The organism is Streptosporangium sp. NPDC006013 (assembly GCF_040614275.1).
GTDB lineage: Bacteria > Actinomycetota > Actinomycetes > Streptosporangiales > Streptosporangiaceae > Streptosporangium.
The window spans coordinates 1-6,535 of sequence record NZ_JBEXUE010000530.1 but is presented as its reverse complement, the minus strand read 5'-3'; the positions used below and the strand labels follow the sequence as shown (position 1 = coordinate 6,535).

General features: G+C 67.3%; 9 protein-coding genes. 2 read left to right on the top strand and 7 right to left on the bottom strand.

What is annotated here, in order from left to right; genetic code table 11:
• Positions 1–51: 51 nt before the first annotated feature.
• From ABZ260_RS43980 to ABZ260_RS43970, 3 genes are all read right to left on the bottom strand, one after another.
• Entirely contained in the window at positions 52–258 is a 207-nt protein-coding gene (locus tag ABZ260_RS43980) for a hypothetical protein (protein WP_355629881.1), read from the bottom strand.
• A 23-nt stretch (positions 259–281) separates the two neighbouring features.
• Positions 282–692: a VOC family protein gene (locus ABZ260_RS43975; RefSeq protein WP_355558133.1), complete on the bottom strand. Its 411-nt coding sequence runs from the start codon at positions 690–692 to the stop codon at positions 282–284.
• 157 nt (positions 693–849) lie between these two features.
• Positions 850–1,683: an ATP-binding protein gene (locus ABZ260_RS43970; protein WP_355629878.1), complete on the bottom strand. Its 834-nt coding sequence runs from the start codon at positions 1,681–1,683 to the stop codon at positions 850–852.
• Positions 1,684–2,716: 1,033 nt separating this feature from the next.
• Between ABZ260_RS43970 and ABZ260_RS43965 the strand changes: the two genes are divergently transcribed.
• Together ABZ260_RS43965 and ABZ260_RS43960 are read left to right on the top strand one after the other, a co-directional pair.
• Entirely contained in the window at positions 2,717–3,538 is an 822-nt protein-coding gene (locus ABZ260_RS43965) for a helix-turn-helix transcriptional regulator (RefSeq protein WP_355629875.1), read from the top strand.
• Entirely contained in the window at positions 3,529–3,741 is a 213-nt protein-coding gene (locus ABZ260_RS43960) for a DUF397 domain-containing protein (protein WP_355629872.1), read from the top strand. The genes ABZ260_RS43965 and ABZ260_RS43960 overlap by 10 nt, the downstream gene beginning before the upstream one ends.
• Before the next feature lie 63 nt (positions 3,742–3,804).
• Here ABZ260_RS43960 and ABZ260_RS43955 read toward each other — a convergent pair whose 3' ends face one another.
• The 4 genes from ABZ260_RS43955 to ABZ260_RS43940 all read right to left on the bottom strand — a co-directional run bounded on the left by ABZ260_RS43955 (position 3,805) and on the right by ABZ260_RS43940 (position 6,359).
• The gene (locus ABZ260_RS43955; protein WP_355629869.1) at positions 3,805–4,143 is read right to left on the bottom strand and encodes an XRE family transcriptional regulator; all 339 of its coding nucleotides are present in this window, start codon (positions 4,141–4,143) and stop codon (positions 3,805–3,807) included.
• 210 nt (positions 4,144–4,353) lie between these two features.
• The gene (locus tag ABZ260_RS43950; protein WP_355629867.1) at positions 4,354–5,022 is read right to left on the bottom strand and encodes a DNA alkylation repair protein; all 669 of its coding nucleotides are present in this window, start codon (positions 5,020–5,022) and stop codon (positions 4,354–4,356) included.
• A 191-nt stretch (positions 5,023–5,213) separates the two neighbouring features.
• Positions 5,214–5,363, bottom strand: coding sequence for a hypothetical protein (locus ABZ260_RS43945; protein WP_355629864.1), 150 nt, complete (start codon positions 5,361–5,363; stop codon positions 5,214–5,216).
• Positions 5,364–5,408: 45 nt separating this feature from the next.
• Complete coding sequence (locus ABZ260_RS43940) at positions 5,409–6,359, bottom strand: NAD-dependent epimerase/dehydratase family protein (RefSeq protein WP_355629861.1); 951 nt, start codon at positions 6,357–6,359, stop codon at positions 5,409–5,411.
• Positions 6,360–6,535 lie beyond the last annotated feature (176 nt).

The following is a 6,535-nucleotide window of genomic DNA, read 5'->3' as shown; positions in this document are numbered from 1 at the left end:
GCCCCCGCTGCCGGGAGAACTCCACGAACGGTCCGGGTGTGGCCATCACGGTCACACCGCCGGCCAGCGCGAGCGCCCCCACGAGGGGTGACACATGGGAGAACTCCTTTTCGTCGATGTCCGGCTGGGTTGCATGCCGGGGTAGGCGGCGAGGTGCTCGATGACCGGCTTGCCGGAGTCGACGAGCCGGTCGAGCAGGCCGAGCAACTGCTCGACGGCGGCGGGATGGAGGCCGGTGGTCGCGGCGCCGGTCGTCATGGCCGAATCGATGACCGGACGGCTCAGCGAAGCTCCTGGATGCGGACCAGGTTGCCCGCGGGATCGCGGAAGGCGCAGTCGCGGACGCCGTACGGCTGCTCGATCAGCTCCTGGACGACCTCGGCGTCGCCGGCCTGCAGCTTCTCGAAAGTGCCGTCGAGGTCGGGGGTGGCCAGCAGGATCCAGCCGTAGGTGCCCTTGGCCATCATCTCGGCGATGGTGCGGCGCTCGTCGTCGGTGATCCCGGGGTCGGCGGCCGGCGGCGCCAGGAGGATGGACGTGCCGGGCTGGCCGACGGGGCCGACCGTGATCCAGCGCATCTTGCCCTGTCCGACGTCGCTGCGGACCTCGAAGCCGAGGGCGTCGCGGTAGAAGGCCAGGGACGCGTCCGGGTCGTCATGCGGGAGGAAGCTCGTGTGAATGGTGATGTCCATGACAATCAGGCTAGCTGCGGCTTTGTGACCCGTGCTTCTCGATTCCTGATCGATCCGGCCACCTGTCTCGCCCGTCGCGCGCACCGCCTGGCGTCGCGTCGCCCAGGATCTCCTCAACCGTCCCCAGGTGATCACAGACCGGGACAGTGCCTCCTGCTCAGCCGCCGGCCGCCGGTTCGGCTCCGCGTTCTGCTCCCGGGCCGTAGCCTCCCGACCGGACAGCTCCTCCCACAACGATGCCCGGATAGCCGGGCGGGCGGGTTTGAAGGGGAAGGCGCCAGCGGGCCCAGATGGTTTTGCCCGGATGGTTGGGGAGGGGGGTGACGCCGGTGTCGTGGGCGAGGGCTCGGACGATGGTCAGGCCGCGGCCGTGGATGGCTTCGACGCCGAGGGCGAGGTGCCGGGGCCGTCCGGGACCCCGGTCGGTGACCTGGATCTGGAACTCGTCCGCGCCGGCCCACAGGGAGAGCCTGACCACGGGCTCGCCGTGGATGATCGCGTTGGCGAGCAGCTCGCCGACCACCAGGACGGCGTCGTCGACGAGGTGGTGGAGCGCCCAGGCGGCGAGGGTCTCGCGCACCATGGTGCGGGCCTTGCCGACGATCGGCAGGTCATGTGGCAGGTCCCAGCAGACGGTGCGCGGGTCGTCTGGCGTCCGCGAGTCGTCCAGGGCCGTTGGGGTGTCCGGGGTCTCGAGCATGGGCCCTCCTTGGGGCGGCGGTGTGCTGTGTTCGGCCTCGCGCATCAGGTCGTGTAGCTCGTCGGCGGTGCCGGCCTGGACGATCAGGGGTTCGGGGGTGGGCCAGATGGCGACGGCGTGGAAGCGCCGGGTGCCGGGGCCGTACCAGACGGTCCAGGCGGGCTCGATCTGGTTGAGCCGCTCGGCGCAGGCTCGCTCGGCCAGGTCCCAGGGCCGGGAGATGACCTGCGCGGTGGCCGTTCCGCGCCGGTGCCGCCCGCTCTGTCGGGCCTGGGGGTCGCGTCCGTTCATGCCGTCGCTCCCTGCCGGTACGGGGTGTGCTTACCGGAGGGGGTACGGGTGCCCAGTGGCCTTCCACGCCGGTACGGCACGGCGGCCGTGGTCACGGCCTGCTCCGGTCGCCGGTGCCGGCCGGGGGATGGTGTGGGGAGTTGCCCGGAGGGGAGCATCGGAACCTGCTCGGTGGAGAGCAACGGAGGGTGTTCGGGGGAGGTTGCCGGAACCTCCTTGGCAGGGGGCATCGGGGGGTGTTCGGGGAAGGCCGGGGCCTGTCTGGGGAAAGTCGCCGTGGCCTGGCCGGGGGAGGTGATCGGGGGTGGCGGGATGAGGGGGCGGTGGGTGGGGTGGGCCGCCGGGTGGCCGGAGAGGCTGAGGCGGCGGCGGGTGGTCGTTCGGGCGTGTACCTGAGTGGGAGTGGGCTGCTCCCAGTGATGGTGCGCGCGGTGCGGGAGGCTGGCGGCCTCGTGTGCGTATGGGGGATGGCCGCACCAGCGGCAGCCGAGGGGCATCGGCGGCCGGTTCGCGTGCCAACGTACCCGGATCGGCCTGGGGTTTCCTCTAGGGTTGTGCATCAGATCGGACCTCCGTAGTCCGGTCGAGGGGCTTGTCATGGCGTGCCGTGCCGTGGCAGGCCCCGCTTTGTTTGTGGGTTGGGGGCGATGCGCCGGGGTGTGTCCGCCTTGCGGGAGGTGACGTCGAGGGAGGTGACGTCCGCCCCCTCCGGAGGACTTACTCAGCGGTGACAGGTGTGTATCCGGCAAAGGCGTGAAGCGCAGCCGAGAGTGCGTTTCCCACTGAATCGACGAACATTTCCACTCCCCTTATCCAGACATATACGGTGATTTTTTCGACGGCTTTGGAGGGGTGCCTCCCGAGCGCAGGAGAGGGCCGCTCCGGCGGTGTTTCTGCTCTCCTGAACCTCTTCACAGGGTGCTCTCGAATGGCTACTTTAGGCACCGAAAGTCGAGGCACATCAATGTGACAGTTTGTGGAAAGCTGTGCCCCTTGTGCCGCGATGTGGAATCCCCCGCGGGACGGAGCCGAAATGTCCATGAACCCCAAATCCAACCCAAAAAACGAAAAATGGGTTCTCTTTGGCGCGGAACTCCGCAAGTACCGGAAAAAGGCAAAAATGACCCAGGACGACCTGGCCGAGGTGACTCAGTTCAGCAGGAGCTTGCTGAGCTTCACCGAGAGAGGCGAGCGCAATCCCAGTCGCAACCTGGCACAACGCTGCGATGATGCTCTGGGCGCGAACGGGGAACTCATCCAGTACTGGACGTACATCACCCACGCGGCGAGCCCTCGATGGTTCCGGGATTGGCTAGAGGTCGAACCGGCAGCGCATACGCTGCACACCTGGCAACCGCTCGTCGTTCCTGGCCTTCTTCAGACCGAGGAATACGCGCGAGCAGTGCTGCGCGGAAAACCCGGCGTAACGGATGATGAGGTAGAGAAGCTCGTGGCGGCTCGAATGGAGCGGCAAACCATCTTCGCTCGGGCTGCCCCACCGATGCTGCGTGTGGTGTTGGATGAGGGTGTTCTGTACCGTCCGATCGGCGGCAAGGAAGTCATGCGCGCTCAGATCGAACGCCTGCTCATTAGCTTCGCGTCGCCCAAGATCGTTATCCAGGTGCTTCCGCTGGCTCTTGGGGTAACCACGGGGGTTCTTGGTGGTTTCGTCATTGCGCAGATTCAAGGAAGCGTGGATATTGTGTATCTCGAATCTGCACTAAACGGTCAAGTTACCAATCGGCCACAGGATGTCGAAGCCATCCAGGCTACGTACGACACCATCCGAGCTGAGGCACACTCTCAGCATGTCTCGATCGATTTGATCAGAGAGGCAGAAAAAACGTGGATCTGAGTGAAGAGCTGAGGACCGCGGTCTGGCGCAAGGCCACCAAGAGCGGGCCCAATGGTGGGGACTGCCTGGAGGTTGCCCCGTTGTCGGGTGGTCGGGTGGGTTTGCGGGACACCGAGGCTCCCGAGCGGGCGCCGTTCGTGGTGAGCGCGAGTGTCTGGGATGCCTTCGTAGACGGCGCCAAGAAGGGCGAGTTCGACTTCTGACTCCACTCCCGGAAACAAGGAAGCCCTCGACCAAGTGGCCGAGGGCTTCTGCCGTCGTACGGGCTATGCCACGGTGTATTCGACGTCGCCGAAGTCGGCCACCACGCGCAGCCGCCCGCCGAGAGCCTCGACATAGGAGCGCAGGGTCGCCACCTCGACGCGGTCGACCTCTCCGTGTTCGATGGCCGAGACCCTTGGGCCGGAGACCCCCATGGTGGTGGCCACGTCGCGCTGGGTCAGATCCTGCTCACGCCTGATCTCCGCGAGCTTGTACGCCCTGACCTCCGCGGCGAGCTGCTCCATCGCGGCGGACTTCTCGGCATCCGATTGCACGGGCAGTCCCGCAGCCTGGCGCCGCTCCCGCGCCCGCTGCTTCACCTCGTCCCAGTTGACCGCGCTCATTCGTACTCCCGGCCAGCTGGCTCCGCCATGTGCTCGGCGTACCGCTTCTCCGCCATCTTCACATGCCAGCTAACATGCTAGTTAACACGTGGGCTGAGGCTAGGAGCAGAGACGCGCGATACCGGCGGGTTCAGCAGGGCTCCCTGTTCTCGCCTTCGTGAAGGAGCGCACCCATGGAAGTACCGCCGACTCACCAAATGAGTCAACGTCTTATCGTGGCTGTCGGTGCACCATCTCGGTGATCCAGATGGGCGCGAACGGAGACGTGCAGCCCGGGGAAGTCGGGTAGTCCTTGAGCACCTCCAGGCGCTCACCGATGTCGATCGCACGGGCGCGGTGCTCGGCGTGCTCGATCCCGATCTGAGCCAGGCAGTGGTTCATCGCCCACTGCAGGCGATCCGGGGCGTCTTTCATCTCCGCCTCGATGACATCGAGCATTCCTGCGAGGTCGAGACCATCAGGCTTCTTCGCCACGCGTTCGGTGGTCAGCGCCCAGCCGGCACTCGCGACCACCGGATCCGGATCGGCTGACCAGGCCAGGCGCAACTCTTCGGAGTACGGGCTCTTCTTCACCACGTAGTTCACGAGCCAGTCGTGCACCTTGGGGGTGCGCGCCTCGCGCAACATGACGTCCAACTCGTCACGCTCGAACGCCTTCGGGCGGCAGATCAGGATCGCCAGCAGTCTCGCCGCGGTGTCATCCGTCTCCCAGAGCCGGCACGCGAGTTCCTGCTGCGTCTTCAGCCGCTTCGCGAGCGAGCGCAGCTTGCCGAGGTTCACACCGTGATCGTCACCGTGTTTCTCGTTCACCTCGCGTATTTTCGGGTCCTCAAGCTCGGCCAGCTCGGCCATCACCTCGGCCACCATCGTCTCGGCCACCTCAGCCTTCTGTCCATCATGTGCGAAATTCAGCCTACGGCGGAAGCCGGCCCCCTGTCGTACCGGAATCGAGGGCGCGAAGTCCTCCATCGACTTCGCGGGCTTCCACTTCTCGGGCGGAAGGTAGTCGTCCCGGATGACCGCTCCCTGCTCGAGAAGGAATCGCCGCGTCGGCTTACCCCGGCACCTGTCTAGCCTGGCAGCTCGATGAAGGCGTACCAGGCCATGATCACTGTCCACCCGATGGAGATGGCGAGGGAGACGAAGAGTGAGCGGTCGGCCGCCGTCTCCGCCTCGTTCTCGATCCACGCTGTCGCGGGGTTCTTCGGCAGGTAACGCACCTTCCCCGTCAGCGGCCCGGCCGGTTGCCGAGCCAGAAGTACCGGTCAGTCGTGTTCGCGGGCGAACCAGGCGACGGTCCGGCGCAGCCCCTCCTCAAGGCCGACGGTGGGTCGCCAGCCGAGGATCTCGGCGGCGGGGGCCGGGTCGGCGATCCTGGCGCTGTCCAGTGGTCTGTCGGTGAGCGCGCCGTAGCGGGGGCCGACCTGGCCGCCGACGATCCGGGAGAGCAGGTCCACGGTGTCGCGGATCGAGGTGCCCGTCCCCGTACCGATGTCGAAGGCCCGGCCCGCCGCGTCCGAGGTCTCGCCCGCCGCGAGGAAGGCGTCGACCACGTCGTCCACGTACACCCAGTCGAGTTCGCGGGTACCGCTGCCCAGTTCGGGCTCCTGGCCGCGCAGCAGGGACAGCGCCACGTAGGGGACCAGCTTGCGGGTGTCCTGGCGGCCCGGCCCGTAGACCATGCCGATCCGCAGGTTGCTGACCTGTACGCCCCACAGGTGGTGGAACATTCGCGCGTAGCCGTCGGCGGCCCACTTGGAGACCGCGTACGGCGAGGACGGCGCCCTGTCGCCCTCCTCCGGCCTGGGCTCCTCCAGCGAGCCCGCCAGCACCACCCGGGTCCCCGGGGCGCCGGCGACCGCCGTGAGCAGGTTGACCACACCGGTGAGGTTGCTGTGCAGCATCGGCAGCACGAGCCGGGGATCCCTGGCCCCGGCTACCTCGCTGGCCAGGTGGAACACCACGGTCGGCTGGACGGAGTCGAGGAGTCCGTTGACCGCGTCCACGTCGGCGACATCGGCGATGTGCCAGGTCTCGCCGTCCGTGCTCTCCCTGACCCGGCGGCCGACCGCGTGCACCCGTGCGCCGAGCGCGCCCAGGCGTCGCACCAGGTGGGCCCCGATGAAGCCGCCCGCCCCCGTCACCAGCACCCGTCTCCCACGCCAGTGATCCTCTGCTCCGTGCACGGGGGCATGTGCCGGTACCGGGCTGCACATGTGAGTTCTCCCTGTTCGGGCGAGCTGTTCGGGCGAGGTTCTCGGGGGAAAGGCCGGATAATTCATCAGATATCTCCAGGGTGGAGGCCTCTGCCTTCGGGCGGGGGAGGAAACGCGGCACGGTGCCGCGTTTCCGGGTGGGCGGCCCGGGATCGTACGTTCCGTATGTCGGCCTT